Source organism: Mycobacterium malmoense (genome assembly GCF_019645855.1).
GTDB lineage: Bacteria > Actinomycetota > Actinomycetes > Mycobacteriales > Mycobacteriaceae > Mycobacterium > Mycobacterium malmoense.
The window spans coordinates 697,218-724,107 of sequence record NZ_CP080999.1 but is presented as its reverse complement, the minus strand read 5'-3'; the positions used below and the strand labels follow the sequence as shown (position 1 = coordinate 724,107).

20 protein-coding genes and 4 pseudogenes are annotated in these 26,890 nt (G+C 65.6%); 18 read left to right on the top strand and 6 right to left on the bottom strand.

Annotated elements, in window-relative coordinates:
- Positions 1-99 precede the first annotated feature (99 nt).
- Positions 100-1,173, bottom strand: a complete 1,074-nt coding sequence (locus K3U93_RS03305) for a PPE family protein (protein ID WP_071509776.1) — start codon at positions 1,171-1,173, stop codon at positions 100-102.
- A 17-nt stretch (positions 1,174-1,190) separates the two neighbouring features.
- The gene (locus tag K3U93_RS03300; RefSeq protein ID WP_071509777.1) at positions 1,191-1,490 is read right to left on the bottom strand and encodes a PE family protein; all 300 of its coding nucleotides are present in this window, start codon (positions 1,488-1,490) and stop codon (positions 1,191-1,193) included.
- A 253-nt stretch (positions 1,491-1,743) separates the two neighbouring features.
- Between K3U93_RS03300 and K3U93_RS03295 the strand changes: the two genes are divergently transcribed.
- Positions 1,744-2,391: a response regulator gene (locus K3U93_RS03295; RefSeq protein ID WP_071509778.1), complete on the top strand. Its 648-nt coding sequence runs from the start codon at positions 1,744-1,746 to the stop codon at positions 2,389-2,391.
- Between the two features lie 5 nt (positions 2,392-2,396).
- Here K3U93_RS03295 and K3U93_RS03290 read toward each other — a convergent pair whose 3' ends face one another.
- A complete protein-coding gene (locus tag K3U93_RS03290) occupies positions 2,397-3,560 on the bottom strand; it encodes a SagB/ThcOx family dehydrogenase (protein WP_071509779.1) in 1,164 nt (387 codons plus the stop codon).
- Positions 3,561-4,193: 633 nt separating this feature from the next.
- Between K3U93_RS03290 and K3U93_RS03285 the strand changes: the two genes are divergently transcribed.
- From K3U93_RS03285 to K3U93_RS03205, 17 genes and pseudogenes are all read left to right on the top strand, one after another.
- On the top strand, positions 4,194-5,165 hold the full coding sequence (locus K3U93_RS03285) for a hypothetical protein (protein WP_071509780.1): 972 nt from the start codon (positions 4,194-4,196) through the stop codon (positions 5,163-5,165).
- A gap of 34 nt (positions 5,166-5,199) precedes the next feature.
- A complete protein-coding gene (locus K3U93_RS03280) occupies positions 5,200-6,453 on the top strand; it encodes an ATP-grasp domain-containing protein (RefSeq protein WP_071509781.1) in 1,254 nt (417 codons plus the stop codon).
- Between the two features lie 54 nt (positions 6,454-6,507).
- Complete coding sequence (locus K3U93_RS03275; protein ID WP_139796743.1) at positions 6,508-7,458, top strand: SDR family NAD(P)-dependent oxidoreductase; 951 nt, start codon at positions 6,508-6,510, stop codon at positions 7,456-7,458.
- A 91-nt stretch (positions 7,459-7,549) separates the two neighbouring features.
- Entirely contained in the window at positions 7,550-7,795 is a 246-nt protein-coding gene (locus K3U93_RS03270; RefSeq protein WP_139796742.1) for a hypothetical protein, read from the top strand.
- A gap of 20 nt (positions 7,796-7,815) precedes the next feature.
- On the top strand, positions 7,816-8,046 hold the full coding sequence (locus K3U93_RS03265; protein ID WP_071509784.1) for a PIN domain-containing protein: 231 nt from the start codon (positions 7,816-7,818) through the stop codon (positions 8,044-8,046).
- Positions 8,047-9,308: 1,262 nt separating this feature from the next.
- The gene (locus K3U93_RS03260; protein WP_220688580.1) at positions 9,309-9,761 is read left to right on the top strand and encodes a hypothetical protein; all 453 of its coding nucleotides are present in this window, start codon (positions 9,309-9,311) and stop codon (positions 9,759-9,761) included.
- A 131-nt stretch (positions 9,762-9,892) separates the two neighbouring features.
- Positions 9,893-10,477 (top strand): annotated as a pseudogene (locus tag K3U93_RS03255) (PGRS repeat-containing protein); the annotation flags it as partial.
- 155 nt (positions 10,478-10,632) lie between these two features.
- Positions 10,633-11,835 (top strand): hypothetical protein, encoded by a 1,203-nt coding sequence (locus tag K3U93_RS03250; protein ID WP_220688578.1) that lies wholly within the window; start codon positions 10,633-10,635, stop codon positions 11,833-11,835.
- A 1,103-nt stretch (positions 11,836-12,938) separates the two neighbouring features.
- Positions 12,939-13,622: pseudogene (locus K3U93_RS25570) on the top strand (PGRS repeat-containing protein); the annotation flags it as partial.
- A 17-nt stretch (positions 13,623-13,639) separates the two neighbouring features.
- Entirely contained in the window at positions 13,640-14,905 is a 1,266-nt protein-coding gene (locus K3U93_RS03240) for a hypothetical protein (RefSeq protein ID WP_139797129.1), read from the top strand.
- Between the two features lie 1,287 nt (positions 14,906-16,192).
- Positions 16,193-16,888, top strand: a pseudogene (locus tag K3U93_RS25565) (PGRS repeat-containing protein); the annotation flags it as partial.
- Between the two features lie 128 nt (positions 16,889-17,016).
- On the top strand, positions 17,017-18,276 hold the full coding sequence (locus K3U93_RS03230; protein ID WP_083011570.1) for a hypothetical protein: 1,260 nt from the start codon (positions 17,017-17,019) through the stop codon (positions 18,274-18,276).
- Positions 18,277-18,530: 254 nt separating this feature from the next.
- On the top strand, positions 18,531-19,658 hold the full coding sequence (locus K3U93_RS03225) for an AAA family ATPase (RefSeq protein WP_083011571.1): 1,128 nt from the start codon (positions 18,531-18,533) through the stop codon (positions 19,656-19,658).
- A 130-nt stretch (positions 19,659-19,788) separates the two neighbouring features.
- Positions 19,789-21,018, top strand: coding sequence for a molybdopterin molybdotransferase MoeA (gene moeA, locus K3U93_RS03220; RefSeq protein ID WP_083011572.1), 1,230 nt, complete (start codon positions 19,789-19,791; stop codon positions 21,016-21,018).
- Between the two features lie 28 nt (positions 21,019-21,046).
- Positions 21,047-21,754, top strand: coding sequence for a phosphatidylserine decarboxylase (locus tag K3U93_RS03215; protein ID WP_083011573.1), 708 nt, complete (start codon positions 21,047-21,049; stop codon positions 21,752-21,754).
- Positions 21,751-22,614: a CDP-diacylglycerol--serine O-phosphatidyltransferase gene (gene pssA, locus K3U93_RS03210; protein ID WP_083011574.1), complete on the top strand. Its 864-nt coding sequence runs from the start codon at positions 21,751-21,753 to the stop codon at positions 22,612-22,614. The genes K3U93_RS03215 and pssA overlap by 4 nt, the downstream gene beginning before the upstream one ends.
- Positions 22,611-24,776: an AAA family ATPase gene (locus K3U93_RS03205; protein WP_083011575.1), complete on the top strand. Its 2,166-nt coding sequence runs from the start codon at positions 22,611-22,613 to the stop codon at positions 24,774-24,776. Before pssA ends, K3U93_RS03205 begins: the two co-directional genes overlap by 4 nt.
- Here K3U93_RS03205 and K3U93_RS03200 read toward each other — a convergent pair.
- The 3 genes and pseudogenes from K3U93_RS03200 to K3U93_RS03190 form a co-directional block, all read right to left on the bottom strand.
- Positions 24,750-24,932: pseudogene (locus K3U93_RS03200) on the bottom strand (TetR/AcrR family transcriptional regulator); the annotation flags it as partial. The gene K3U93_RS03205 and the pseudogene K3U93_RS03200 sit on opposite strands and share 27 nt — an antisense overlap.
- A 77-nt stretch (positions 24,933-25,009) precedes the next feature.
- Positions 25,010-25,873 (bottom strand): 3-hydroxyacyl-CoA dehydrogenase family protein, encoded by an 864-nt coding sequence (locus tag K3U93_RS03195; RefSeq protein ID WP_083011576.1) that lies wholly within the window; start codon positions 25,871-25,873, stop codon positions 25,010-25,012.
- Positions 25,874-25,901: 28 nt separating this feature from the next.
- Positions 25,902-26,810: a hypothetical protein gene (locus K3U93_RS03190; protein WP_071513452.1), complete on the bottom strand. Its 909-nt coding sequence runs from the start codon at positions 26,808-26,810 to the stop codon at positions 25,902-25,904.
- Between the last annotated feature and the right edge of the window lie 80 nt (positions 26,811-26,890).

The following is a 26,890-nucleotide window of genomic DNA, read 5'->3' as shown; positions in this document are numbered from 1 at the left end:
CCTCTTCTCTGCCGGGCCTAGCGGCCACACCCGCGTCAATCGACGGTTCTCGTACGTAAGTCGGTCGGGCCTGTTCGCTGAGGCGCCCTCCACCTCCCGCTATCCGGCGAAAACCGTGCGCGGAATCACCGAGCGACCTTGTTCGATGCGCGGACCACCGCGCACATTGCGCGCGCGCATAGCCAGGGGCAGCCCGCCTAACAGACCTCCCGGCGCGAAGGCCCCTAACCCGGTGGCGGATTCGACACCGCCGCCGAGCGGTGCGGCAGGGCCGATCGCGGGTGCGGCGTTCATCGCCCAACTCGGTGGCACGGACAACGCGCCGAGCGACGCGGCCCGGCCCAGATTCGCCGACACCGCTCCGCCGAGGTTCGCCGAGCCTGCCGCCGCCCCGGCCAGACCGCCTTGCAGTGCCGAACCTAACGACGAGGCCACGTTGGTCACCAGCCCGGCCGGCATGGTCGCCACCCGGACCATCCCGGTCAACGAGCTCGCGATTGACGTGGATGAGCTGATTGCCATCATCGCCTCCAGCATGTAACCCGTTTCGAGGAGCGGGTTTTCAGACGACGCAAGCGGCGACGCGAGTGTCTGCAACACGGTGGGCACCGAGGACAGTAGCCGAGGCAGGGCGGCCGCCTGAGAGACGGCCACCGCTTGCGGCGGTCCGGTGAACGGTGACAACCGCGTCGCGGCCGCCGACGCGCCCGCATACGTATACATGGCGGCAGCGTCCTGTGCCCACATTTGCGCGTAGTGGGCCTCGGTAGCCGCGATCGCCGGGGTGTTCTGGCCCAGGAAGTTGGTGGCTACCAACGACATCAACTGCGCGCGATTCGCCGCGATCACCGGCGGGGGCACCGTCATTCCCAGTGCCGCTTCGTACGCGGACACCGCGGCCCACGCCTGCCCGGCCGTCCCCTCTGCCTGCGCGGCAACGGCATTCAGCCACCCGACCTGTGAAGCGGCCGCGGCCGCCATCGACACCGACGACGAGCCCCGCCACGGCCCGGTCGTCAGATCCGACACCACCGACCCGTAATGAGTTGCCGCCAAACGCAACTCGGTGGCCAATTGGTCCCATGCCACCCCCGCGGCCAGCATCGTCCCCGGACCGGGTCCGGAATACATCCGCGCCGAATTGACTTCCGGGGGTAACGCTCCGAAATCCATCGCTGACTCGCTGCCGCTCAGCCGGTGGCCACCGCGTTGGCGGCCTCGGTCATGTCATAGGAACCGGCACTGGCCCGCAGCGTTGTCACCAGCGAGTCATGAACCGCCGCCGCCTGAGCGGCGACCGCCTGATACATGCCGGCATGCGCGACGAATTGTGCGGCCGTCAGGGCGGACACCATATCGGCGGCGGCAGGAGCCGCTCCGGTCGTCGGGGCGGCAGCGAGCGCATTACCGGCGCGCAACGCGGAGCCGAGACGATGCAAGTCGGCCGCCGCGGACGCCACCGCTTCTGGTTGCACGGTCAGGGAAAACATTGATCTTCCTCGAAGGGCTTAAACGTGAAGGGGGACATACCTACCGTGCCGTGACGGTGCGCCGGTGTCAGTCGGCCGATCAGCCCTACCGAGGGATGAACGTCGCGTCCCCCGGGCCGAGGGCGCCACATCCTCCAATCGGAGGAGAAGCGCCGCATTTTGGCCGTCGATCCGCGGTACCGCGGCGCCCCGGGATGCCATAATCGCCCTCAGCCGGGACACAATCCCGGCCCGCGGACGGCGGGAGCCCACGATGACCAGGCCCACGGCCCATGTAACTGTGGTGGTCAGTGATGACCATCCGGTGTACCGGGAGGGGGTCGTGCGTGCGCTGAAGGAAACCGGCACCATCCGGGTCGTCGCCGAGGCCGCCGACGGTCGGGCCGCTTTGGCGGCCATCCGTGAACACCGCCCCGACGTGGCGCTGGTGGACTACAAGATGCCCGGCCTGGACGGGCTCGACCTGGTCCATGCCGTCGAACGTGACGGGCTGCCGACGCGCGTCATCGTGTTGTCCGCGTTCGACGACGCGGCGCTGGTCTACCAAGCGCTGGCCGCGGGGGCCAGCGGGTATCTGACCAAGGAATCCGACCGTGAGGAGATCGCCGTCGCGGTGACCCGATGCGCCCGGGGCGAAAGATATGTTCCGGCCCAGTTGGCCAGCGGCCTGGCCGGCGAGGTCCACCAGCGCGCCCGCGGGGAGGCGTCGCTGCTGTCGCCGCGGGAATTGGAGGTAGTGCGGATGATCGCCGAGGGCCTGTCGGTGCCGCAGATGGCACAGCGACTTCACCTGGCACCGACCACCGTGCGCACCCATGTCCAAAACCTCTACGAAAAACTCGGGGTGTCCGACCGCGGCGCGGCGGTGGCCGAGGCGATGAGGCGGCGCCTGCTGGACTGAGCCCTTCAGGGCATGGTGGGGCGCCCGAAGTTGTTCTGCCGCATGGTAGTTCGCCGGAAGGTTTCCAGTGACGCGACCGGCGGCGCCGTGACCGGGTCGGTTTCCGGGTACCCGGCGGCAAGGATATACAGCGGCGTGTGCCCGACGTTGTCGAGCCCGCATGCCTGCGCCACCGTCGAGTCGTGGAACGCCGCGGTCTGAAACGGCCCCAGCCCCAAAGCCGTTGCCGTCAAAGCGAACGTCTGGCCGAGGTGGCCGGCATTGAGCAAACACACCCGGTAGGCGCGCGGGCCGCGATACTTGCTGAGCATGCGGTCGATGGCGGCGGACAACACCACGAGAAATGCCGTGCCACCGGCCCATTCCTGCATGCCGCACAGCTCTACGACCCGCTCGCGGGTCAACCCTTCGGCCAGAAGTTCAAGGGAGTGTTCCAGGCAGTTGTAATGGTAGATGCCCGGTGGCACGCCCTCGACGTTGCGGATGCAGAGGTATGCGTCGACTTCCTGGCGGCTGCCGCCGGCCGCGCTGGTCCGTCGCATCAATGCGCTCCGGCCGGAGTTTACGAAGTCGACCGGCCCGAACACCGTTGCCAGAAGCACCGACAGCGTCTCCAATGCGACTGGCGAATCGGCGAATTCGCGATGGGTTCGACGGCTATACAACACATCCCCGAACGGCTCCGCCAGCCGGGTCGGCCTGCGGGGCAGCAGCAGCCGGTCGGCATCCGGGTAGGCGGTGAACAATGTGTGCGCGCGACCGTCGCCAGCGGCGCCGAACTCGTCGGTCGCCATCGAGTCGAAGGGGAAGGCGGACAGGTCCGCCGGGGCATAGCATTCGTCCTGCGTCGCATAGTGGAAGAACGACGACTCCGGCGCCCACGGCCCCCACTGGCGGGCGATCGCCTCGTCCTCGTCGGCGTCCTCGTCGCCTTCGGTCAGCAGTAATCCGCTGTCGCGCAACACGGTGACCGCCTGCCCGACCGACTCCGGATCGAATCCGGCCAACCTCTCCAGGGCTTCAGCGGGCTCGACCCAATCATCAAAGGCGGCAAGGATTTCGACGGCCACCGGATCGAGCTTGGTTGGGGACGAACGCGGATAACCGTGAACCACGAAGGCACCGTCGTGCCAGTAGCACATCAAGCCGAATCGTCGCCGCAATCGCATCAAATCGTCCTTGTCTCTAAAGCTTCTGTGGGATCGCAATGCTTTGCAGACCTGCCCATGGACGTGAAAGGGGGTATCGGCGTCCATGGGCAGGTGCGAGCCCTACTACCGGTCGGTCCACGCGAACGCCGTGTCGACCCACGCGAAGAACTGGCTGCGGTGGGCCCGGTCCTCCCGGACCAGCGATGCGTTCTCGAGTGCGAAATTTGCGCATCAGGTTTCACCTCCTCTCGCCCTTGCAATGACGGGACGGGGATCAGGTAACCATCGGCCACTGCCGAGCGTCTTTACGTCAATCGGACGGTTCATCGCACGAGTTGGGATCCCCCATTCGTAGGAATTCGGAGGACGTAGCCCCGCACGCATGCCGCGAAATGCGTCGCTGGGTGCACTCTCGCGGCCAAGGCGCACCGGTCCGATCGAAGGAGGGGGCGTCATATAGCCCAAGGACCGCCGGTCCAACACCGAATCCCCGCATCGCCCGATTTCGCGCCGCGCCGATGCCGCCCAGGATGACACCAGAGGGCCTTCCAAACGACTCGAACCCTCGCCGCCCGCCGTCCCAAATGGATTGGAACGAACCATGAACGCAGTTCGGTACGACGCCCGCACCACGTCCGGGCGGGTCGGCTGATGGCCTGGCTGGCCCTGGTCGCCGGAATCGGCTTGCAGGCCGTGATTACGGCGCTGTTGGGATTGTCGCTGAACGCGGCCAGCAGCCTGTTGCTGCTGGCGTTCGCGGCGGCCGCGTGCACGTTGTTCGGCGCCGTCACCCGTCGCGGAATGTGCCGTCCGTCGCCTGGCCACGCGCCGGATGTGCGGCCGCTAGTGTGGTTGAACGTGTGGACCGCGGTGTCGTTCATCGCCTTCTTCTTGGGCGTGGCGGTCCACAGCGCGGCGGTGGTGTTCACGCTGGAAGCGTCGTTCGCTCCCCTCGGGGTAACGGCGTGGACGGCCTTTCGCCCGAACCGCGCCGGCGATCAGGCTCTCCCCGGTCCCGCCCAATGGTGGGCGGCAAACATCCTGGCGGTGCTTGGCGTATCGCTGGTGGCGGCGATGGCACCGTCCGAATCCGGTGGAATTACAGCGCTTTTGGCGGCGGCCGTGCTGGGCGTCATTGCCGGTGTCGCCGCCGGCGGGGTGGTCATCGTTTCGCGGGACCTGGCCCGACGCGGGGTCGGCGTGGGCCGGGTCATGGCTCACCGCTTTTACGCCACACTGGTTTTCGCGGTGGCCGCGCTGCTCACACTCGTTCCCGCTGGGCTGCTCGCACCGCCCGGGCTGCATGTCGGCCTGCTCGCCGTGGCGGCGTTGACCTGCGTTGTCGCACCCATGTTTTTGCTGCAATACGCCATGCAGCGGTTGGCGCCCATATCGGTTACCGCGGCGCTGGCGACGATGCCGGCTATCACGACCGGCAGCGAGCTCGCCTCCGGGCGGGCGACGAGCTGGGTAGTCCTGCTTCTGGCGGCGCTCATTGTGCCGGGCAACCTCGCGCTACTGTCGACGCAGCGGCAATGGAAGCGGCTTCCATTGCTATACAACACTTTTCGATACCCGATATCGAAGACACTCGCGGCCGGCGACGGGCGCGCGGCGATCTAGCCGGCACAACAATCCACGAGATAAGGAGTAATCGATGATCGTCTTGGTAGACCCGGTCTCGACCGGCCCGGCCCTGTCGGCGGCGTTGGTGGAACGCGGCGAGAACCCGCTGCACCTTTATGGACCGCACCTCAAGGAAGCCTATTTGCGTGACCCACACGCCAACAAGTGGTTGATGAAGGACGAGCCATCCGTGCTGCGGCGCCTGTCGGCGATGCCGGTGCGAGCGGTCATCGCGGGAAGCGAGTGGGGCGTCACCCCTGCTAACCGATTGGCACACACCCTCGGGCTGCCGCATCACCTCATTTCTCGTGTGCGCGCCCGTCGCGACAAGGCCGCGATGAATCACGCCTTGCGGGAGGCTGGACTGCCGGCCGCACGAACCGTCTACGTCCGCGCTGGCGACGATATCGCTTGCGCGTTAGCCGGTTTCGACCTTCCCGTCATCGTCAAACCGGTCGGCTCGGCGGGCGGGGACGGGTGCGTGATCTGCGCCGGGCCCGACGAGGTGCATGCCGCGGTGCGCGCCGGGCTCGGCCAGCGAAACCTGATGGGCCACAACAATTCGGCGATGGTGATCCAGGATTACCTCGACGGCCCCCAGTTCATCGTCAACACCGTGAGCCTGGACGGGCAGCACCTGCTGTCCGACGTTCACGCCGTGCGCATCGACCGGATCGGGCAGCGATCCGTCCTGCGGCATTCGCTGCTGGTCACCGCCCTCGATGAGCAGGTGACGGAGCTCGTGGCGTTCACCCTGGACTGCCTGGATGCGGTCGGCGTTCGTGAAGGCGCCGCCCACACCGAGGTTCGCATGACGCGCAACGGTCCGCGGCTGATCGAGGTCAACGCCCGCATCATGGGCGCCTCGCTGCAACCTGCGCTGTATCGCGGCGCGCTCGGCTACAGCCAGGCCGACCTGGTCGCCGAACGCTTCACCGATCCCGACGCCTTCGCCAAGCGGTTCACCGACCCCTACGCGCCACGTGCCGCCATGGCGATGGCCTTCCTCAATGTCCCGGTTCCCGGAACCGTCCTGGCCTCACCCGGCCTGCGCCGCGTCCGAGCCCTTCCCGGTTTCCATGGCATGGAAAAGATTCCCGAAATCGGCGCGACGATCGACGAACCGTGGTTGTGCACCGGGCAGGCCGGGATGGCCTACTTCTTACACCCGAACCGCGAGATGCTCGCCCACTCGCTGGCAAGGCTGCACCGGCTGGAGGACGACCGCGAGTTGCACCGGATCCAGCCACTGGCCGAGCCGGATGGGACGCCGAAGCGTCCCTGAGCGCGATCACCGGACTTTCGCGCGCACCCAATCCGGGTGAGTATGTTTTGGGCCATGGCTGCCACCGAGGATGCGACCGGCAAAGAGAACCGCGAATGGTCGGAGGCCGATGTGCCCGACCAGAGCGGCCGCGTCGCCGTCGTCACCGGCGCCAACACCGGCATCGGGTACCAGACGGCCGCCGCCCTGGCCTATCGCGGTGCCCACGTCGTGCTCGCGGTACGCAACCTCGAGAAGGGCAACGCCGCCCTGTCGCGCATCGTCGCCGCCCGCCCGCGCGCCGACGTCACGCTCCAGGCGCTCGACCTGAGTTCGCTCGACTCGGTGCGTGCGGCCGCCGACGCGCTGCGCGCGGCCTATCCGCGCATCGACCTGCTGATCAACAACGCCGGGGTGATGTGGACCCCCAAGCAGGTCACCGAGGACGGCTTCGAGTTGCAGTTTGGCACCAACCATCTCGGCCACTTCGCGCTGACCGGGCTGGTGCTCGACCATCTGCTGTCGGTGCGCGGTTCCCGGGTGGTGACCGTCAGCAGCCTCGGCCACCGGCTGCGCGCCGCCATCCATTTCGACGACCTGCAGTGGGAACGCCGCTACGACCGGGTCGCCGCCTACGGGCAATCCAAGCTGGCCAACCTGCTGTTCACCTATGAGCTGCAGCGACGGCTGGCGGCCCGGCCCGGCGCACACACCATCGCCGTCGCCGCGCACCCGGGCGGCTCCAACACCGACCTCGCGCGCAACCTGCCGGGGATCTTCCAGCCGCTGAAAGCCGTGCTGGGTCCGGTGCTCTTCCAGAGCCCGGCGATGGGCGCCCTGCCCACGCTGCGGGCCGCCACCGACCCGGCCGTGGCGGGCGGTCAGTACTACGGGCCGGCCGGCTTCCTCGAGCAGCGCGGCCACCCGAAGATCGTCCAGTCCAGCGCCCAGTCCCACGACGAGGAACTGCAACGCCGGCTTTGGGCCGTCTCCGAACAACTCACCGGCGTCAAGTTTCCGGTCTGAGTGTGGTGGTGTTCCAGCGCATCAGTTCCGAACATGGATAGCCGAAAGTGCTTGGGACAGTTCCGCGTCGGGGTCGATGGTGTCGTCGCCGATGCGGTGGACGGTGATCGGCACACCCAGGGCCCCGGCACGACTCGAACCCAACTTAGACATGGTCGTCGACCGGAAGGCGTTGTACAGATTGTTCATCCCGTCCGCCAAACGTGCCCTGGGCTGTGCGACTACCCGCGCGACGGTCGAGGAAGCACTGCGCCGAGCCGCCGCCCACGCCCACGACCAGCGGGCGGCGCGGCAGCAACGCTACCTGCAGCGGCTCGTCGACCACGTCGACGTGTAGGCGCTTGCCTCGGAGCAGATGTGGCGGTAATCGGCTGGATCCTGGACAAAAGCGCCGCAGCGCGGGCCTTGGATCACGTCATCGGCGCCCAGCTCGCCGAACTCGCCGGGCAGCTTTACCTGTGCCCGGTGGGCGAGTTCGAGCAACTCTATTCGGCCTGCTCAGCGCGCCACTACGATCACCTGCAAGCCGAGCTACATGTCAGCTTCGCGATCGCCGTGGCGCCGCCCGACATCCTGACAAAGCGTTAGCGCTACAGCGCGACCTGGCTCATCACCACGGCAAGTGGCACCGCACCCCGATCCCCGACCTGCTGATCGCTGAAACCGCCCTACATCACGGCCTAGGAGTCGTGCATGTCGACGGCGACTACGCCCGGCATCGCCGAGGTCCGCCCACTCACCACCCGCCGCCTCGGCTAAACCCGGCAACCACGCCAACCGAAAACAGGTCGACCCACTGGCCGAGTAATCCTCGGCACCGGTGGCAGGCTGGTGGTTTGGTGTGGAAATGGGGTCGAGGCCCAGTGTCGGAAGGCCCTGTGGGGGGAAGCAACTGGGCGATCCGTGACGTGGGTGGAGCTTGTCGCGTTGTTCGATATTGAGGGGGAGCCGGGTGGGGTGGTTCACGGTGAAGGCCGGGACGAGCTGGACATACCTGAGAATTACTTAGGTTCGCAGGCCTTTCGATCGGGCCTAGGCAGTCGCGTGAGCAACGCGTGGCTCCGCAATCCTCATGAAACCAGAAAAACTCCTGGTAGCCAGGCCATACACCCGTATCGCAGCAAACCCTCTCCACTATGAGGGTAGTTCAATTTGAAAGTACCCATCGGTAGCGGCAGACCCGCATCCACCCCCCTCACTCAACATAACTATCACCGCAACACAAAGACCGCCGGCCATCGCATACAGGACACCCGTTATTTTTGCTGAAATATACTTTTGCTTTTTGCTGGGATCGCCCATATCGACAAATACCTCACCAGCAAGTCACGGTAGTAATGGTCAGCTTCACGGAATTCCTCGGGTCGGGCGGGTCGTCGTTCGGGTCATTCCGACAGATGCGATCTGCACCGCACCGCCGCGGCGTCGTGGTGTGCGTCGGTCGGGCACTGCCACCACCCCACGACTCAAAAATCAATCACGCCGACTGATCATCAGCTTTGGCCTACTCGCCGGCCCTTTTCCCGCAGCTCCGATGGGAGCCGAACCGGCACGGCAACCACACCGACGTCTATCCGCGTTAACGGTGATGTCGTTTTACACGTCCCCCCGATCCTAAGTGCCGCGCCCTGTTCACGCGACGTGACTATTCGTGATGATTGAGGCCTATCCGGCCGGGATGTATAAGGTCGCCGTCACGTCATTAATTTCGCCCTCACCGTGGCTGGGTTTTGCTGTCAACACCCCCCTTGAAGGCTTATTTCCTGGTGTGTTGGCGCGATTTTGTCAATGTAATTCTCAGCTATGTTTTTGATCCATCGTCACCGTTGTCGGTCCAGGAAGGCTCGCAAATGAAACGCACACAACACCGCATGAGGCGAAACCGCCGCTCCCACCACGCCCAGACCCGCTACCGCCGCCGCGTCATCGGCGTGGGCACGACCGCTAGCGCGTTTTTGACCGCCGCAATAACCCCCCTCGCCCCTGCACCTGTGGCCCGTGCCGGCGTGCTCGACATGATCATCGACCCCCTCCTCCAGCCGGTGATCACCGCCGCCAGCACAGCCGCCCAACAGGGCATCAACGCCGGCACGGCCGCCCTCGATGGCCTGAGCGCGGACGCACTCGCCGGCCTTCAAGCTGGTGCCCTTGACGGCATCACCAGCAGCCTTAACGCCAGCGTTGCCGCTGCCCTCAACGTCGGCGGACTGAACGCCACCCCGAGGGCATGCACGCCAGCGCGGCCGCTGCCTTCAACGTCGGCGGGCTCAGCGCTGCTACCCCTGCTGGCAACGTCACGCTGAACAACCTCGTTTACAACGCGTTCGACAGCTTCTACACCACGGTGTACACCGCTGGCCAGGGCTGGATTAACAGTCCGCTCGGCGAGGCCGTGGATGGTCCGCTTAATGCGCCTTTTGTTTACTTGTTCGGGCGTGATCTGATCGGCAACGGCGTCAACGGTTTCGAGGGTCCCAACACCTCGTTGATCGGCAGCACCAATCTGGCCGGCAACCTCAGTGACGGCGGGTTCCTGTTCGGCAATGGTGGGGCCGGTGCGGCCGGTACCGCCGCTCATCCCACCGGATTCACCGGCGGAGCCGCCGGGCTGATCGGCAACGGCGGCGTTGGTGGCGCGGGCGCCAGCGGCGCCAACGGTGGTATCGGTGGTGCTGGGGGCACCTTGATGGGTAACGGCGGAGCTGGTGGCGTCGGTGGTGCTGGCTACAACGGGGGTGCCGGCGGCTCTGCGGGCTTCATCTTCGGTAACGGCGGCGCTGGCGGCGCCGCCCTTCAAAGCGGGTCCGGCGGGTACGGCGGTAACGGCGGTAACGGCGCCTGGCTAGTTGGTAACGGCGGCAACGGCGGTATCAGCTTCTCCGACTATGGCGGCGGTAACGGTGGTTTAGGCGGGATGCTCGCGGGCAACGGCGGCAATGGCGGCTTCGCTGCCTACAGCGCAAGTTACAACGGCGCCGGCGGGCTCGCGGGGCTCCTCGGCCAAGCAGGCGTGGCCGGCGCCTACACCGGTTAATACGACGAGGTCACGACCCGTGTCTGACCGAGGCTCACGCGACGCGCCTGAACCGATTACCTCAACCAACCAGACGTAAACAACGACACGCAACGCCAGCGTTACCGCGCCCAGACAAAGACAGCAAAGGAATCACGAGCATGCAACAGCTAGCAGCACTTCGGCCCCTCGTCACCGCGGGCGCCGCGGCACTAGGCGCCAGCCTGATCGCCCTAACACCAACGATCTCCAACAATCTCGCAGCCAAAACCCAGCACAGCACGGCCACGATCCAACAGCACGCGATAGAGCTGACCGACGCCGTCACCAACCCCATCCAAACCTGGATCGACGTCTTCGAGGCAGCGGACATCAACATTCAGTCGCTTGTCGCGCAATTTCAAGAGTATCCCTTCCCGGTGCCGCAGCAGGTCACCGCCAACTTTTTGCAGTACGCGGCCGAGTACGTACAGCCGTATCAACAGGCCGGAAACGCCGCTGTCGATTACTTCCTGGGGACCGGGAATAGCGATTTTGTACCGTTGTTTCAAAGCGGATTGACTCAGGCGGCGGCCGGCAATCTCACCGGCGCAGTTAGCACCCTAGGCAGGGCTCTGTGGACCACCCCGCTCGAAAGCATTGGATTACCACTCCAACGTATTGTGGAGATCCTCAACCCCATCACCCAGAACCTCGCGAACGCGACCAAGTACCTGACGGGCACCGGTTTAGAGGAGCTCGGCCTCAATTTTGTCATTTACTTGCCCCAGCAACTCGAGAGCGGTTTGGGCACGGGTCTCCAAAACGTTTACGATTCATGGACTGCCGGGGACCCGTTGGGAGCGATAATCAACGCGATCGATATCCCGGGCATAGTGACAAATGCAGTCCTCAACGGCAACCCAGCAAAAAACGGCACATACAGTGACGGCCTGATCAGTGACAGTTACGGCCTTGCGTGGGTCACAGGACTGTATCTTCCTCAGCAGCTTGCTAAAAGCATCGTCGCTCCAAACGCCCAGAACATCATGAGTGGCGGCAGTCTCTCGTATGCGTTGGGTTATTTGGCGAATTTGGTGACTACGGGTTTCCCGACACCGCAGACCGTCTTCGATAATCTGGTGAATTTGTTGCAATATCTTTTCGCCAACCCGGGTGCGGCGGCCGCGGCCACCTTGCCGGCAGCCGACAGCATCGTGGGTGCCTTCAATTCGACCGACGTCCTCAATGGCGGCAGCGCTATGGCCAGTCTGGCAACCGAGCTGCCCGGCCTGCCGGCTGATGTCGCCAACGTTGCGGGTCACCTGGGTGCTGATCTTGCGTCGGTGCTGCCGGGAATGATCCTGAGCATTTTGCATTTCTGAGCCTCACTGCTCTAAGTCCGGCGGCGGTCACCGATGCTGCGAGCCGGTGACCCGCTAACGGCGATCGGCCCCCTTTTCTCAAAGAAGGGGGCCGATCGTTTAATTGGTTGGTGTGTTGACACGTCTCTGCCCAGGCGTAGGGGCGAACCGGTGAGCCAGTAGACACCGCCGACACGGCGCTGCGTGAACCAAACATTTCCATCGCCAGCATGCGCACTAAAACGTCCGAAGCCGGGACTTAATTATGAACCTGGGGGGCCGGCCGGGGTACGGGTCAGGTAATTCCTACAGCGGGGTCAGCATCCGGTCATAATTTCGCTCTCACTGCGCCCGGGTTTTGCTATCAACACCTCTCGTGAGCGTTCATTTCTTATTGTGTTGCCGCGATTTTGTCAACGTAATTCTCAGCTATGTTTTTGATCCATCGTCACCGTTGTCGGTCAAGGAAGGCTCGCAAATTGAAACGCACACAACACCGCATGCGGCGAAACCACCGCACCGCCAAGGCACGCCGTCACGGTCGTGTGATCGGCATGGGCACCGCTACCGGCGCCTTTTTGACCGCCGCAATCACCCCCCTCGCTCCCCTCGCCGCCGCACCCCCGGCCCGTGCCGGCGTGCTCGACATGATCATCGACCCCCTCCTCCAGCCGGTAATCTCCGCTGCCAGCCAGGCCGCCCTTGAAGGCATTAATGCGGGCACCGCGGCTTTGGAGAGTGTTACTGCGGGCACCACGGCCGCTGTGGATGGCCTGAGCGCGGGGGCGAGTGCGGCGGCGTTCGACGGCATTCATACCGCCGCCCTCGAGGGCATCACCAACAGCATTAATGCCAGCGTCGCCGCCTTCAACGCCGGCGCACTAAACAGTGCCTTCGAGGGTGTCCATGCCAGCGCTGCTGCCGCCCTCAATGTCGGCGGGCTTAGTGCCGCTGTTTCTGCCGCGGAGTCTCCTCGAGCTGCGCTGAATAGCCTCGTGTATGGAGCGTTCGACAATTTCTATACCGCGATTTACACAGGCGGCCAGGACTGGATAGCCAGCCCAACCGGCCAATCCGTGGACGGGGTGATCAATGCGCCGTTCGTCGACTTATTCGGGCGCGACTTGATCGGCAACGGCGTCAACGGGTTCACCGGCCCCAACACCTCGCTAATCGGTAGCACCGGGCTCACCGGCAACCTCCAAAACGGTGGGTTCTTGTTCGGCAACGGCGGGGCCGGTGCGGCCGGGACCGCCGCTCATCCCTCCGGTTTCACCGGCGGCGCCGCTGGGCTGTTCGGCAACGGCGGCGCTGGTGGTGCCGGTTTGGCCGGTACCCAGCCCGGCGTGGGCGGTGCCGGTGGTGCTGGCGGCATTCTGATGGGTAACGGCGGTGCGGGCGGTGCTGGTGGCGCCAACACCGGCGATATTTTCAGTATTTATGGTGTTGCCGGCGGAAACGGCGGCGCCGGCGGCTTCATCTTTGGTAACGGCGGCGCTGGCGGTGCCGGCGGCGCCGGCATAACCGGTTGGTACGGCGGCGCCGGCGGCGCCGGCGGTAACGGTGCCTGGCTAGTCGGTAACGGCGGCGCCGGTGGTGCCGGCGCCAACGGACCTACCCTCCCTGCTTATGGCGGCGGCGGCAATGGTGGTGCCGGCGGTTTCGGCGGGATGCTGGCCGGCAACGGTGGCGTTGGCGGCGGGGGCGGGAACGCGACTGTCGGTTATACCGGCTACCGCGGCGGCTTCGGTGGCGCCGGCGGCGCGACCGGGCTCCTCGGCCAGATCGGTGCTGTCGGCGCACATGGAACCAACGATTAGCCCCAATGAACATCCAGATCACAGACAGCAAAGGAACAAATCACATGCAACAGCGAGCAGCCCTTCGGCCCCTCGTCACCGCGGGTGCCGCAGCAGTAGGTGCTAGCGTGATCGCCCTGACACCGGCGGTCTCCAACGACCTCGCAGCCGATATCCAGCATGGCGCTGTCACTTTCCAGCAGCGCGCGGTGGAGTTGACCGATTACGTCGCTAACCCCATCCAAACCTGGATCGACACTTTCGACGCAGCGGCTATCAACATCCAGTCGCTCGCCGCGCAATATGCACTGCATCCGTTCCCGGTGCTGCAGCAGGTAGCCGCCAACTTTTTGCAGTACGGAGTCGAGTATGTGCAGCCGTACCAAACCGCCGCGAACGCTGCTGTCCAATACTTTCTCGGGATGGGTCCTCAGGATTTCGTACCGCTTCTCCAAACCGCAATGACCCAGGTGGAGGCGGGCCAGATCAACACGGCGGTTAGGACGTTAGTGAATGCTCTGTATACGAACCCGATCTTCGACGTCGCAGAGCAATTGGAAACTATTCCGACGATCCTTAACCCTATTACGCAGAATCTTGCGAACGCTACTAAGGACCTGACATCCTCAGCTATAGATAATGTGGGTTTCTATTTTGCCATTTCGTTACCCGCTGCGATCAGCCAATCGCTCGGCCCGAGCCTGCAAAATGTTTACGATTCCTTCGCTGCCGGGGACCCGGTGGGGGGTTTGATCAATGCGATTGATGTCCCTGGCGAAGTCACAAACACGGTACTCAACGGTTTTCCAGGCAATAATGGGTGGTACACCATGGGCCTGATAAGCGCAGGTGGACCGGCCCTTAACAGTGGATCGAGCCTTGCCAAGGCTCTAATGTTAGAGATCCCCCAACAGCTTACTGAATCGATCGTCGCTCCCGGCGCCCAGAACATCATGACTGGCGGCAGCCTTTCGTATGCGTTGGGCTATCTGGGGAACCTGGTAACCACTAGTTTTCCGACCCCCCAGATTCTCTTCGATAGCCTGCTTAATCTGGTGCAAACTTATTTGCTGGGCGGCTTTAGTGGCGCGGCCGCAGCCACCTTGCCGGCAGCCGACAGCATCGTGGGTGCCTTCAATCCGGCCGACGTCCTCAACGGCGGCAGCGCTATGGCCAGTCTGGCAACCGAGCTGCCCGGCCTGCCGGGCGATGTCGCCAACATGGCGGGTCACCTGGGTGCTGATCTTGCGTCGGTGCTGCCGGGAATGATCCTGAGCGTTTTGCATTTCTGAGCCTCACTGCTCTAAGGCCGGCGGCGGTCACCGATGCTGCGAGCCGGTGACCCGCTAACGGCGATCGGCCCCCTTTTCTTCAGAAGGGGGCCGATCGTTTATTGGTTGGCTTGCAGATTCGCCTCTACCCTTGAGACAGCACATGGGTTTCAACCATGTCAGCAGCTGCCTCGCGTGGGGGGACCGATTCAGTGGGCGATCTTGGGTGGCGTTTAGGCGCCGTTTTTCGGTGTGGCCGTCATCGTTGTTCGATCGTGGTATCAAGCACGGTGGCCTGTTTCCGCGGAGGGGCCTTTTAGCTGTCTACGCAGGACGGGCTGGTTGTCTTTAACGGTGAAGACGTCATCAGGATGGTTTGTTCAACGAATGGACCAAGGCGGTGCTGAAACACTGATTGCGAATCGCGATGGCGCATTATCGCGGTGATGAATCTGAGGATCCGGTCGGGTAATTCCCGTAACGGGGTCAGCGTCCGGTCATAATTTCGCTCTTACTGTGGCCGGGTTTTGCTGTCAACACCTCTCGTGAGCGTTCATTTCTTATTGTGTTGCCGCGATTTTGTCAATGTAATTCTCAGCTATGTTTTTGATCCATCGTCACCGTTGTCGGTCAAGGAAGGCTCGCAAATTGAAACGCACACAGCACCGCATGCGGCGAAACCGCCGCTCCCACTACGCCCAGACCCGCTACCGCCGCCGCCGCGTCATCGGCGTGGGCACGACCGCTAGCGCATTTTTGACCGCCGCAATAACCCCCCTCACCCCCGCACCGGCGGCCCGTGCGGGCGTGCTGGACATGATCATCGACCCCATCATTCAGCCGGTGATCGGAGCTGCCAGCCAAGCCGCCCTTGACGGTATTAACGCGGGCACCGCGGCTCTTGAAGGTATTACTGCAGGCACCACGGCCGCTCTGGATGGCCTCAGTGCCGGCACGGCCGCTTTCGAAGGTATTCATACGGCCACGCTCGAAGGCATTACCAACAGCATCAACGCCAGCACCGCCGCCTTCCAAGGCATTCATGCAGGCGCCCTCGAGACCATCACCAACAGCATTAATGCCTCCGCCGCCGCGGCCGTCAACGCCGGCGGACTGAGTGCCGCCCTGGAAAGCATGCACGCTAGCGCGGCCGCCGCCCTCAACGTCGGCGGTCTCAGCGCCGCGGTCTCGGCGGCAGACTCCCCCGAAACTGCGCTGAACAACCTCATCTATGGAGCGTTCGACAACTTCTATACCGCGGTGTACACCGCCAGCCAGGGCTGGATCACTAGCCCGGCTGGTGAGCAAGTGGACGGGGTGATCAACGCACCGTTTGTCGCCGTGGTCGGGCGCGATCTAATCGGCAACGGCGTCAACAATTTCACCGGCCAAAACACCACCGTGCTTGGCCAGTTCGGATTGAGCGGCAACCTCAGCGACGGCGGGTTCCTGTTCGGCAATGGCGGGGCGGGCGCGGCCGGCACCGCCACCAACCCAGGCGGTTTGGCCGGCGGTGCTGCCGGGTTGATCGGCAATGGCGGCGCAGGCGGCGCCGGTGCGGCAGGTGGCGCCGGTGGGCTTGGCGGTGCCGGCGGCATGCTGATGGGCAATGGGGGCGCCGGGGGCGCCGCCGGCGCCGCCGTTGCCACCACCGCCAGTAAGGGTCCTGTCGGCGGAGCAGGCGGTCCTGGCGGCTTCCTGTTCGGTAACGGCGGCGCCGGCGGTGCCGGGGGCGTCGGCGTCGTCGGAAAGACTCAAGCCGGTACCGGCGGCGGCGGTGGTGCCGGTGGGTTCCTGGTCGGTAACGGGGGTGCCGGGGGTGTCGGCGGCGCGATCGGCGGCGCCAGGTTCGGCGGCACAGGTGGGGCTGGCGGCCTCGGCGGGATACTCGCGGGCAACGGTGGCATAGGCGGCAACGGCGGCCTGACCAAAGGCATCGGCGGAGCCGGCGGGCTAGCGGGGCTCCTCGGCCAAAATGGTATCAAGGGCGCGTACGGCACTGGCTAACACCTCAGTAGAGGCACGGATTGCCTCATGTCGAAGCCATATCGAACCTATAGCCAATTCATTGCGGGACACATCACCAGTAGTCCACGAACATCCCGACCACCGATAGCAAAGGATCACAGCACATGCAACAGCGAATAGCTTTCCGGCCGCTCATGGCCGCGGGCGCCGCGGCACTGGGCGCCAGCATAATCGCCCTAACCCCGGCGGTGTCCAACGACGTGGCTGAAGGTATCCAGCAGCACATGGTTAATGTCGAGCACCGCGCAGTAGCGCTGGCCGATACGGTCGTCAACCCCATCCAAAGTTGGATGGACCTCATCCAAACAACACAGACCAATCTGCAGACGGTAACGCAGGAGTTTCTCAGCCTTCCGTTCCCCGCCGCGCAGCAGCTGGCAGCGAACTGGCTTCAGTTCGGCAATCTCTACGTTTCGACAACGCAGATCGGCGCGAACGACGCTATCAATTACTTCACCGGACCCTCGACCTACGATTTTCTGCCTCTCTTATACTCGGGATCTAACGACCTGATTGCGGGCAACGTTGCCGGTTGGATGAGTAGCATGATCGCGGCTTTCTATACTGAGCCCCTTTTTGACATCGGGTATCCAATGGAAGCTACGTTGGATATCCCTAAAGATATGGCAACGAACTTCGGATATGCAGTCAACACGCTGCTGAGCACCGGTGTAACGGATTTTGGTCTTTATGTTGTTGGCGCGCCAGGATATGTCGCGGGAACATTCGGATCCAGCCTACAGCTGGCCATTAATTCAGCTAGCAGCGGAGATCTGGCTGGGGCAGTCCTCAACTTGCTCAATGTTCCGCCCGTAACGTTGAATGGATTTATTAATGGATTAAACGGGGGAGCAAACCCTCTATATGGTCTTATCAATAGGCCATATGCCGGTCTATACACCGAGTATTCGAGTGTTGCAAATGCTCTTGCGAAAGCTATCGTCGCTCCTAATAGTCAAAACATCGTGAATGGCGGCAGCCTGTCGGCGGGAGCCCAGCAATTCGTCAGCCAGTTCCTCAATGGTTGGCCCTCGCCGCAGCTCGCCATCAACCAGCTAATCAATACCCTCGAAGGACTCTTTGGCGGCAGCAACGCCGCAGGCGCGGCGGCGGCCCTAAGCGGCGGCAGTGTGGTGGCTGGCCTGTCGGGTGGGTTGCCCGGCCTGTCCGCGGATGTGCTCAAGACGCTCGACCCGGCCATGGTCACCGGCATCGCCGGTTCATTGGGCCCCTCACTGGGCACACACATCGCAGGAGCACTGGGAACCACCGCGGCGTCGTTGCCCGTCGATCTCTCAAGGATCGCGACGACGCTGTCGGTCGATCTCTCAACGCTTGCGCTGCATATTTTGTCGGCGTTATGAGTCCCAGCAAGGGGCCTGTTGCCGTAGGCGGGTGACAATAGTTGGCTCCCTTTGGCTTTCGCCCGGTCGTAGTCGGTGACCCGTTCGGTCTCGCCGACTACGACCGGGTGTTGGAGGTACTGCCATGATCCGGATCTGGTCGGCGGTGCGGTGCGGTGTGGTGGCGTCAATTCCTTACCACCCGCGGGTATTACCGCACGCAAGTGTTGGCCTGATCTGTGTGCCCAGTCCGCGTTGAACCCGGTGTAGCGGACATGTCGACCAGCAATGTCCACATGATGTCGGACCTGGCACTGCCGGTGTTGGGCGGTCGCGACGCGTACACGGGTGCTGCGATGGCCCATGAGCGTCAGGAGGTTCTCGAGTGGGCGCAGGCGCGTATCGATGAATTAATCGGTTTGGCCGATGCTAAAGCACAATTCGCGATGTGGCGTACCGCACTTGAGGTCGGCCGGCATGGTGTCGAGCACGGGGGCACAGTGCCATCGCGTCCGGAAAACCACATGGTGTTCCTGGGTGCGCCAGGCACGGCGAAAAGGACCTTCGCCCGAGTGGTCGGCGAGGTGTTATTCGGGTGGGGCATGATCACGCGCCCAGACATCACCGTAGTCACCGCCCGCGACATCGCCACAGGCGATCCATCGCACAGCGCGACAAGAATGAAGAAAGTGTGCGACGACGCACGCGGCGGAGTGCTGTTCATCGACGAGGCCTACCGGCTAGCCCCCGACACCGAAGGCCACTTTTGGGGTGCGGAGGCGATCTACACGCTATTGACGTGCATGGCCCAGTATCGCGACGAGTTCGTGGTCATCGTCGCCGGCTATACCCGCCCAATGCAGGACTTCTTGACAGTCCACGCCGGGCTGGCCGCCCGATTCCCCGTCACCGTGGCTTTTGCTAGCTACACCCCTGAGGAAATCGTTGCCATTGGGCGCCGCGTAGCCAGCAAGGAGCAGTTGGTGGTGGTGCAGGACGCGGCGTGGGATCTGCTGCGCGCCGAAGCGGCCCGGTTGCGGTCGATCCCGTACGGCAGTGGCACGTTGCTCGACGTCGCCGGCAACGCCCGCTATGCCCGTGAAGTCATCCGGACGTGCCAGCGTGCGCGGATCCGCAGACTGCACCGACACGCACCCAGCCGCCGCGACCTCAGACAACTCCTATGCACCGACCCTGGTGTTCTTCACGTCAGCACCACCGACATGGGACGCGCGATCACCGCATCACGCCCAGCCACAGCACTATCAACCTACCGACACCTATACCCCGGCACCGAAACCCAGGAGCACAACACCTTTCGACAACCGAACACGACCACCGCTGACCCACCACCCGCCACACCCGAACACCTCAACTCACACAACACCGCAACCCGCCCCTAACCCCAAGACCGCCGACCAAATCCTCGAGTCCGTAGCCAAGCCGACGAATTAATGACTCACGACACCAGCTCAAGACGGCGCAGCACCGACTTTCCCGAGCACTCCCGGCGGCGGGGCCGATAATGGCCGGATGCGGTCAGTCGACGAACATCAGCGCATCGTCAGGGAGATGATCCGTGCCCGCCCGGCGGTCACGGTAAAGCTGGCGGAGGCCCAGGGCCTCGTGTTGGCCGACGACGTGGTCGCGCGGCTGGCGCTGCCGGTCTTCGACAACTCCGCGATGGACGGCTACGCGGTGCGCGCCGAGGACACCTCGGGCGCCACGCCCGAACGGCCGGTGGTGTTGCCGGTCGCCGAGGACATCCCGGCCGGACGCACCGACCCATTGACGCTGCAACAGGGGACCGCGCACCGCATCATGACCGGCGCGCCGGTGCCGGCCGGCGCGACGGCCATCGTGCCGGTCGAGGACACCGACGGCGGTGTGGAAAGCGGCGGTGCATCGGTGGTGATCCGGCGGCCCGGCCCGCCCGGCAAGCACATCCGGCGAGCCGGCGAGGACGTCGCCCCCGGCACCACCGTCTTAAGTAGGGGCCAGGTCGTGACGCCGGCCGCGCTGGGCCTGGCCGCGGCGCTGGGAATGGCCGAGCTGCCGGTGATCCCGCGCCAGCGGGTGCTGGTGATATCGACCGGGTCGGAGCTGGTGTCGCCGGGCACCCCGCTGCGGCCGGGGCAGATCTACGAGTCCAACTCGGTCATGCTCGCCGGGGCCGTGCGCGACGCCGGCGCCGACGTGATCGCCGTGGCGACCGCCGAAGACGACGTCGCGCAGTTCACCGCGATCCTTGACCGGCACGCCGCCGATGCGGAGCTGATCATCACCAGCGGCGGGGTCAGCGCCGGCGCCTACGAGGTGGTCAAGGACGCGTTCGGCCGGGAGGGCGACCGGGGAGTCGAATTCGTCAAGGTGGCAATGCAACCGGGAATGCCGCAGGGCATCGGGCGCTTACGGACAAAAGGAGCCGGCGCGACGATCGTCACCCTGCCCGGCAACCCGGTCAGCGCGCTGGTGTCCTTCGAGGTGTTCATCCGGCCCGCGCTGCGGATGGCCATGGGCCTGCCCGATCCGGAGCGGCCGCGCCGGCCGGCGGTGCTGGCCGAATCGCTGACCTCACCGCGCGGCAAACGCCAGTTCCGGCGCGCGGTACTGGACCGCGAAACCGGCAGCGTCACCGGCTACGGCCCGCCGGGGTCACACCATTTGCGGTGGCTGGCGTCGGCGAACGGGCTGTTGGACATCCCGGAGGACGTCGTGGAAGTCGCGGCAGGAACCCCGCTGCAGGTCTGGGATCTGAGCTAAGGCCGCCGGGGCTCCGTAAGATGACCGCGTGGCACGACGCCCCCGCACCCCGTCTTCTCGGGAAGGCCCGCAACACGTCGTGGAGTTGGTGCGCTCCGCCATACCGCCGGTGCACCCGGCCGGGCGGCCGTTCATCGCCGCCGGTCTGGGACTGGCCCTGGCGGGACGCAACCACCGCTGGCTGCGGCGGACGGGTTTGCTGGCGGCGGGTGCCTGCGCGGCGTTCTTCCGTCACCCCCCGCGGGTGCCGCCCACCCGGCCCGGCGCGGTCGTCGCGCCCGCCGACGGCGTGATCTGCGTGATCGATTCCGCGGCCCCGCCGGCCGAGCTCGGCATGGGCAACGCGCCCCTGCTCCGGGTCAGCATCTTTCTTTCGCTGCTGGATGCCCACGTGCAGCGCGCCCCGATCAGCGGTGAAGTCGTTGCCGTGCAACATAAGCCGGGCCGCTTCGGCTCGGCCGATCTGCCCGCCGCGAGCGCCGAGAACGAGCGCACCAGCCTGCGGATCCGCACCGACACCGGCGCCGAGATCGTCGTCGTGCAGATCGCCGGGCTGCTGGCGCGCCGCATCGTGTGCGACGCCCACGTCGGGGACAAGCTGTCGATCGGCGACACCTACGGCCTGATCCGGTTCGGCTCCCGGCTGGACACCTATTTGCCGGCGGGCACGGAGCCGGTCGTGAAAGTCGGCCAGCGCGCGATCGCCGGCGAGACCGTGTTGGCCGACCTGCCATGATCAGCAAGCCCCGCGCCCGCCGGGCCGTCAACTTGCAGATTTTGCCCAGCGCGATGACGGTGCTGTCGATCTGCGCGGGGTTGACCTCGATCAAGTTCGCCCTCGAGCACCAGCCGAAAGCGGCGATGGCGCTGATCGCCGCGGCCGCCATCCTGGACGGGCTGGACGGCCGGGTGGCCCGCATCCTGGACGCCCAGTCGCGGATGGGCGAGGAAATCGACTCGCTGGCCGACGCGGTGAACTTCGGGGTGACGCCCGCGATCGTGCTCTACGTGACGATGCTGGCCGAATCGCCGGCCGGCTGGATCGTGGTGCTGTTGTACGCGGTGTGCGTCGTGTTGCGGTTGGCGAGGTACAACACGCTGCAAGACGACGGGACCCAGCCCGCCTACGCGCACGAATTCTTCGTCGGGATGCCCGCGCCGGCGGGCGCGGTCTCGATGATCGGCCTCATCGGGCTCAAGCTGCAGTTCGGTGAGGGCTGGTGGACGTCGCCGGTGTTCCTGTGCATCTGGGTGGCGGGGACGTCGGTGCTGATGGTCAGCAAGATCCCGATGAGAAAGATGCATGCGGTGGCGGTGCCGCCGAACTGGGCGGCCCCGCTGCTGGCGGTGCTGGCGATCTGCGCCGCGGCGGCGGTGCTGGCCCCCTACCTGTTGATCTGGGTGATCATCGTCGCCTACCTGTGCCACGTCCCGTTCGCGATCCGCAACCAGCGCTGGTTGGCCGCGCATCCCGAGGCGTGGGACGACAAACCCAAGCAACGGCGCGCCGCCCGGCGCGCGGACCGTCGGGCCCAGCCCAACCGGCGGTCGATGGCCCGGCTAGGGCTGCGCAAGCCGAGCGGGCGGTTGCGGTGAATGCCCCGGGCGCGGCGGGCGGTCAGCTCACCCTCACCGCCCGGCTGAACACCTCCGCCGTCGACTCCCGCCGCGGCGTGGTCCGGTTGCATCCGAGCGCCGTTGCCGCCCTTGGCATTCGGGAGTGGGACGCGGTGTTGCTGACCGGGTCGCGGACCACGGCCGCGGTCGCGGGCCTGGCGGGCCCGGGCACCCCGGTGGGCACCGCGCTGCTCGACGACGTGACGCTGTCCAACGCCGGGCTGCGGGAGGGCACCGCGGTGATCGTCAGCGCGGTCACTGTCTGCGGCGCGCGGTCGGTGACGCTGAGCGGCTCGACGCTGGCCACCCAATCGATTACGCCGGTCACCCTGCGGCAGGCCCTGCTGGGCAAGGTGATGACGGTCGGCGACGCCGTGTCGCTGCTGCCCCGCGACCTGGGCCCCGGTACGTCGACGTCGGCCGCCACCCGTGCGCTGGCGGCCTCGGTCGGGATCAGCTGGACCTCCGAGCTGTTGACCGTCACCGGCGCCGACCCCGAGGGACCGGTCAGCGTGCAGCCGAATTCGCTGGTCACCTGGGGCACCGGCGTCGGAGCCTCCCCGCACGAGCAGCTCAGCACCGGGACCCCAGAGGTCCTCGTCGAGGAGCTCAAGGGCTCGCAGCCACAGGCCGCCAAGCTCGCCGAATGGCTCAAGCTTTCGCTCGACGAACCGCACCTGCTGAAGACCTTGGGCGCGGGCGCCAACCTGGGCGTGCTGGTGTCGGGTCCGGCCGGCGTGGGCAAGGTGACGCTGGTGCGCGCGGTGTGCGACGGGCGCAGGCTGATCGAGCTGGACGGCCCGGAGGTTGGCGCGCTGGCCGCCGATGACCGGCTGAAAACCGTTGCCTCGGCGGTGAAGAAGGTTCGCGACGGCGGCGGCGTGCTGTTGATCGCCGACGCCGACGCCCTGCTGCCGGCCACCGCCGAGCCGGTGGCCGCCCTGATCCTGGGCGAGCTGCGCGCCGCCGTCGCCACCGAGGGCGTCGCATTGATCGCCACCTCCGCGCGACCCGACCAGCTCGATGCCCGGCTGCGGGCGCCCGACCTGTGCGACCGTGAGCTGGGCCTGCCCCTGCCGGACGCCGCCACCCGCAAGGCGCTGCTGGAGGCGCTGCTCAAACCGGCGCCCGTCGGCGATCTCGATCTTGATGAGATCGCCGGACGCACACCGGGTTTCGTCGTCGCCGACCTGGCCGCGCTGGTGCGCGAAGCCGCGCTGCGGGCCGCGTCCCGGGCCAGCACCGACGGCCAACCACCGAAGCTGAACCAGGACGACCTCGTCGGTGCGCTGAGCGTCATCCGACCGCTGTCGCGCTCGGCCGGTGAGGAGTTGACCGTCGGCAACATCACGCTCGACGACGTCGGCGACATGGCCGAGGCCAGGCAGGCCCTGACCGAAGCGGTGTTGTGGCCGTTGCAGCATCCCGACACCTTCGCCCGGCTGGGCGTCGATCCGCCGCGCGGGGTGCTGCTGTACGGCCCGCCCGGCTGCGGCAAGACCTTCGTGGTCCGCGCGCTGGCCAGCACGGGCCAGCTGAGCGTGCACGCCGTCAAAGGCTCCGAGCTGATGGACAAGTGGGTGGGCAGCAGCGAGCGAGCCGTGCGTGAATTGTTTAGGCGCGCCCGGGATTCCGCCCCGTCGCTGGTGTTCCTCGACGAGGTGGACGCGTTGGCGCCCCGGCGCGGGCAGAGCTTCGACTCCGGCGTGACCGATCGCGTGGTGGCCGCGCTGCTGACCGAGCTCGACGGGATCGACCCGCTACGCGACGTCGTGGTGCTGGGCGCCACCAACCGGCCCGACCTGATCGACCCCGCGCTGCTGCGCCCGGGCCGGCTGGAGCGGATGGTGTTCGTCGAACCGCCCGACGCCGCGGCCCGCCGCGAAATCCTGCGCACCGCGGGCAAATCCATCCCGCTGAGCGCCGACGTCGACCTCGACGAGGTGGCCGCCGCGCTCGAGGGCTACAGCGCCGCCGACTGCGTGGCGCTGCTGCGCGAGGCCGCGCTCACCGCCATGCGGCGATCCATCGACGCCGCCGACGTGACGGCCGCCGACCTCGCGGCGGCCCGCGACACTGTGCGCCCCTCGCTGGATCCCACGCAGGTGCAGTCGTTACGCGCGTTCGCCAAAACTCTTTAGCATCGCCCGCGCCGCCGCCGCGACGTCGGCTTCGAGCCAGGACGGCATTGGCTCGTCGTACGCGTGGCGCCGCACGACGGCGTAGGGCAGGTCGGCAACCGCGCGCGCGACGGCGTCGACGGCCCGCGGATTGCCGCGCCCATACAGTCGTCGGGCACCGGCGGTCACCGGATCGTGACGCGGTGGACACTGAAACGCGTTGCCGCGAAAGCACATCCACGCCGAGAAGTCGGTTACCGGTAGTCGTTGTAGAAGCCTTCGCCCGACTTGACGCCGAGTTTTCCTTGGTCGACATAGCTTTTCAGCAAGTCGCGTGACTTCGTGGGGATGTAGGGGAATTTCTTCAGGTAGTTCTCTTCGATATCGAGCGCGACGTCGAGGCCGACCTTGTCGATGAGCCGGAACACGCCCACGGGTCCGAGACCCGCACCGACCCACAGCTGGTCGAACTCGGCCGGGGTGGTGACGCCCTCGGCGACCACGGCCAACGATTCGCGTTTGATCGCCGCCCACACGCGGTTGATGATGAAACCGACGCTTTCCTTGCGCGCCGCGGCGGTCACGAAGCCGTACTTGGGCAGTTCCTTGGTGAGGAGATCGAAAATCCGCTCATCGGTGTGCCCGTCGGTCATGAGTTCGAGCTGCGGCGCCTCGGGCGGCTGCCCATAGTGGGTGTTGAGCACCCGTTCGGGATGCTTGACCTTGCCGATCAATTCGCTGCTCTCATACGACGACGAGTTGGTGCCGATGATGGCGTCCGGTTCGGCGATTTCATCGAGTTGGCCGAGGATGTCGATCTTCAGCGCGGGAATTTCGGGCACGGATTCGACGATGTACCAGGCGTCTTTGACGGCGGCGGCGAGGTCGGTGGTGTATTCCACCGTGGCCGGGCTGCTTTGTGGGCGTGCAGCCAACAGCGCCGGAAGCTGCCCGTCGATGAATTTCTTGGCGTCGTCGAGCGGGTCGTCGGATATGTCGTAGATCCGTACGACGCCACCCCGTGTGGCGTACGTCAACGCGATTCGGCGTCCCAAGGTGCCGGCACCGACGATGGTGATGGGCCGGTTCTCGATATTGGTGGGCGGTGAATAACTCATGGCGTCTCCCTTCCTGGAAGTTGCGGGTTCAGATGCCGGCTATTCCGGTGAAATTGCCCGTGTGCCTGAGTAATACGCGCTCGCCGCCCCCGTGAATGTCGACCACGCGGATCTCTCCGGAAAGGTCGCTGACGTAGGCTTTGCCCGCGTCCCTGTCGAGGGCCAAACCGATCGCCTCGTGGTACTGATCCGACAACACGGCCACCTTGCCGCCGGGCTCACCGACCGCGGGAATCGCCGCCTTGTTGAGGGTGTTTCCCCGCGGCGGATCACCCCGATCGGTCCAATACATCACGCCGGAGGCGGCATCGACCTCCAAGTCGATCGGTTCGGGCAGCCCCGACCAGAGGACTTCGATCACACGGTCGGCGACCGGCGCATCCAGCGATGTGCGCATGATGCGGCCCTCGTTGCCGTTCGACGGGCCTTTTTGGGTCCAGTACAACAGTCCGTTCTCTTCGTCGACGGCGATGCCCACGCACTGGTTGCGGGCTTGTGCCCGTTCAGCATCGGTGGTCGCCGCCACGACCTCGTCGCGCAGGTCCGTGCCGTCGAGGCGAACGCTTTTTACCGCGGCGCCCTCCCGGTCGGACCAATACAGTCGCCCCGCCGACCACGCTCCGGCAAGCTGTTTGCCGGTCACGAACGCGCCCTCGGGCACCACGTAGGTGCGCCCGCTGCCGTCCAGGCCAACGCGTTCGATCGATCCGTTCCTGCGATAGAAGTCCAAGTCGGCCTCGGATTTGGGAGCGCGCCCAGCGGGCAGCCCGGGAGCGCCCATGTTCGTCCAGTAGATGTGCCGGTGCTGCGGATCGACGACAATGCCGTCCGGCGCGGCGTCCAAACCGCGCACCAACACCGTGGACTCGCCATTGGTGACATCGATCTTCAGGATGGCCTGCTGGATTTGGTCCAGCGCCAACAAATAGCTGAACACCCTCTCCCCTTCCCCGCCAACGACATACGCGCAAATTGACACGCACCCCGTGCGATCGCGCGCCGGGCCGCAGACGGCAC

Bases quoted from the DNA above. Each gene is read 5' to 3' on its own strand.
- K3U93_RS03305 (WP_071509776.1), bottom strand. From the start codon at position 1,173: ATGGATTTCGGAGCGTTACCCCCGGAAGTCAATTCGGCGCGGATGTAT.
- K3U93_RS03300 (WP_071509777.1), bottom strand. From the start codon at position 1,490: ATGTTTTCCCTGACCGTGCAACCAGAAGCGGTGGCGTCCGCGGCGGCC.
- K3U93_RS03295 (WP_071509778.1), top strand. From the start codon at position 1,744: ATGACCAGGCCCACGGCCCATGTAACTGTGGTGGTCAGTGATGACCAT.
- K3U93_RS03290 (WP_071509779.1), bottom strand. From the start codon at position 3,560: ATGCGATTGCGGCGACGATTCGGCTTGATGTGCTACTGGCACGACGGT.
- K3U93_RS03285 (WP_071509780.1), top strand. From the start codon at position 4,194: ATGGCCTGGCTGGCCCTGGTCGCCGGAATCGGCTTGCAGGCCGTGATT.
- K3U93_RS03280 (WP_071509781.1), top strand. From the start codon at position 5,200: ATGATCGTCTTGGTAGACCCGGTCTCGACCGGCCCGGCCCTGTCGGCG.
- K3U93_RS03275 (WP_139796743.1), top strand. From the start codon at position 6,508: ATGGCTGCCACCGAGGATGCGACCGGCAAAGAGAACCGCGAATGGTCG.
- K3U93_RS03270 (WP_139796742.1), top strand. From the start codon at position 7,550: ATGCGGTGGACGGTGATCGGCACACCCAGGGCCCCGGCACGACTCGAA.
- K3U93_RS03260 (WP_220688580.1), top strand. From the start codon at position 9,309: ATGAAACGCACACAACACCGCATGAGGCGAAACCGCCGCTCCCACCAC.
- K3U93_RS03250 (WP_220688578.1), top strand. From the start codon at position 10,633: ATGCAACAGCTAGCAGCACTTCGGCCCCTCGTCACCGCGGGCGCCGCG.
- K3U93_RS03240 (WP_139797129.1), top strand. From the start codon at position 13,640: ATGAACATCCAGATCACAGACAGCAAAGGAACAAATCACATGCAACAG.
- K3U93_RS03230 (WP_083011570.1), top strand. From the start codon at position 17,017: ATGCAACAGCGAATAGCTTTCCGGCCGCTCATGGCCGCGGGCGCCGCG.
- K3U93_RS03225 (WP_083011571.1), top strand. From the start codon at position 18,531: ATGTCGACCAGCAATGTCCACATGATGTCGGACCTGGCACTGCCGGTG.
- moeA (WP_083011572.1), top strand. From the start codon at position 19,789: ATGCGGTCAGTCGACGAACATCAGCGCATCGTCAGGGAGATGATCCGT.
- pssA (WP_083011574.1), top strand. From the start codon at position 21,751: ATGATCAGCAAGCCCCGCGCCCGCCGGGCCGTCAACTTGCAGATTTTG.
- K3U93_RS03195 (WP_083011576.1), bottom strand. From the start codon at position 25,873: ATGAGTTATTCACCGCCCACCAATATCGAGAACCGGCCCATCACCATC.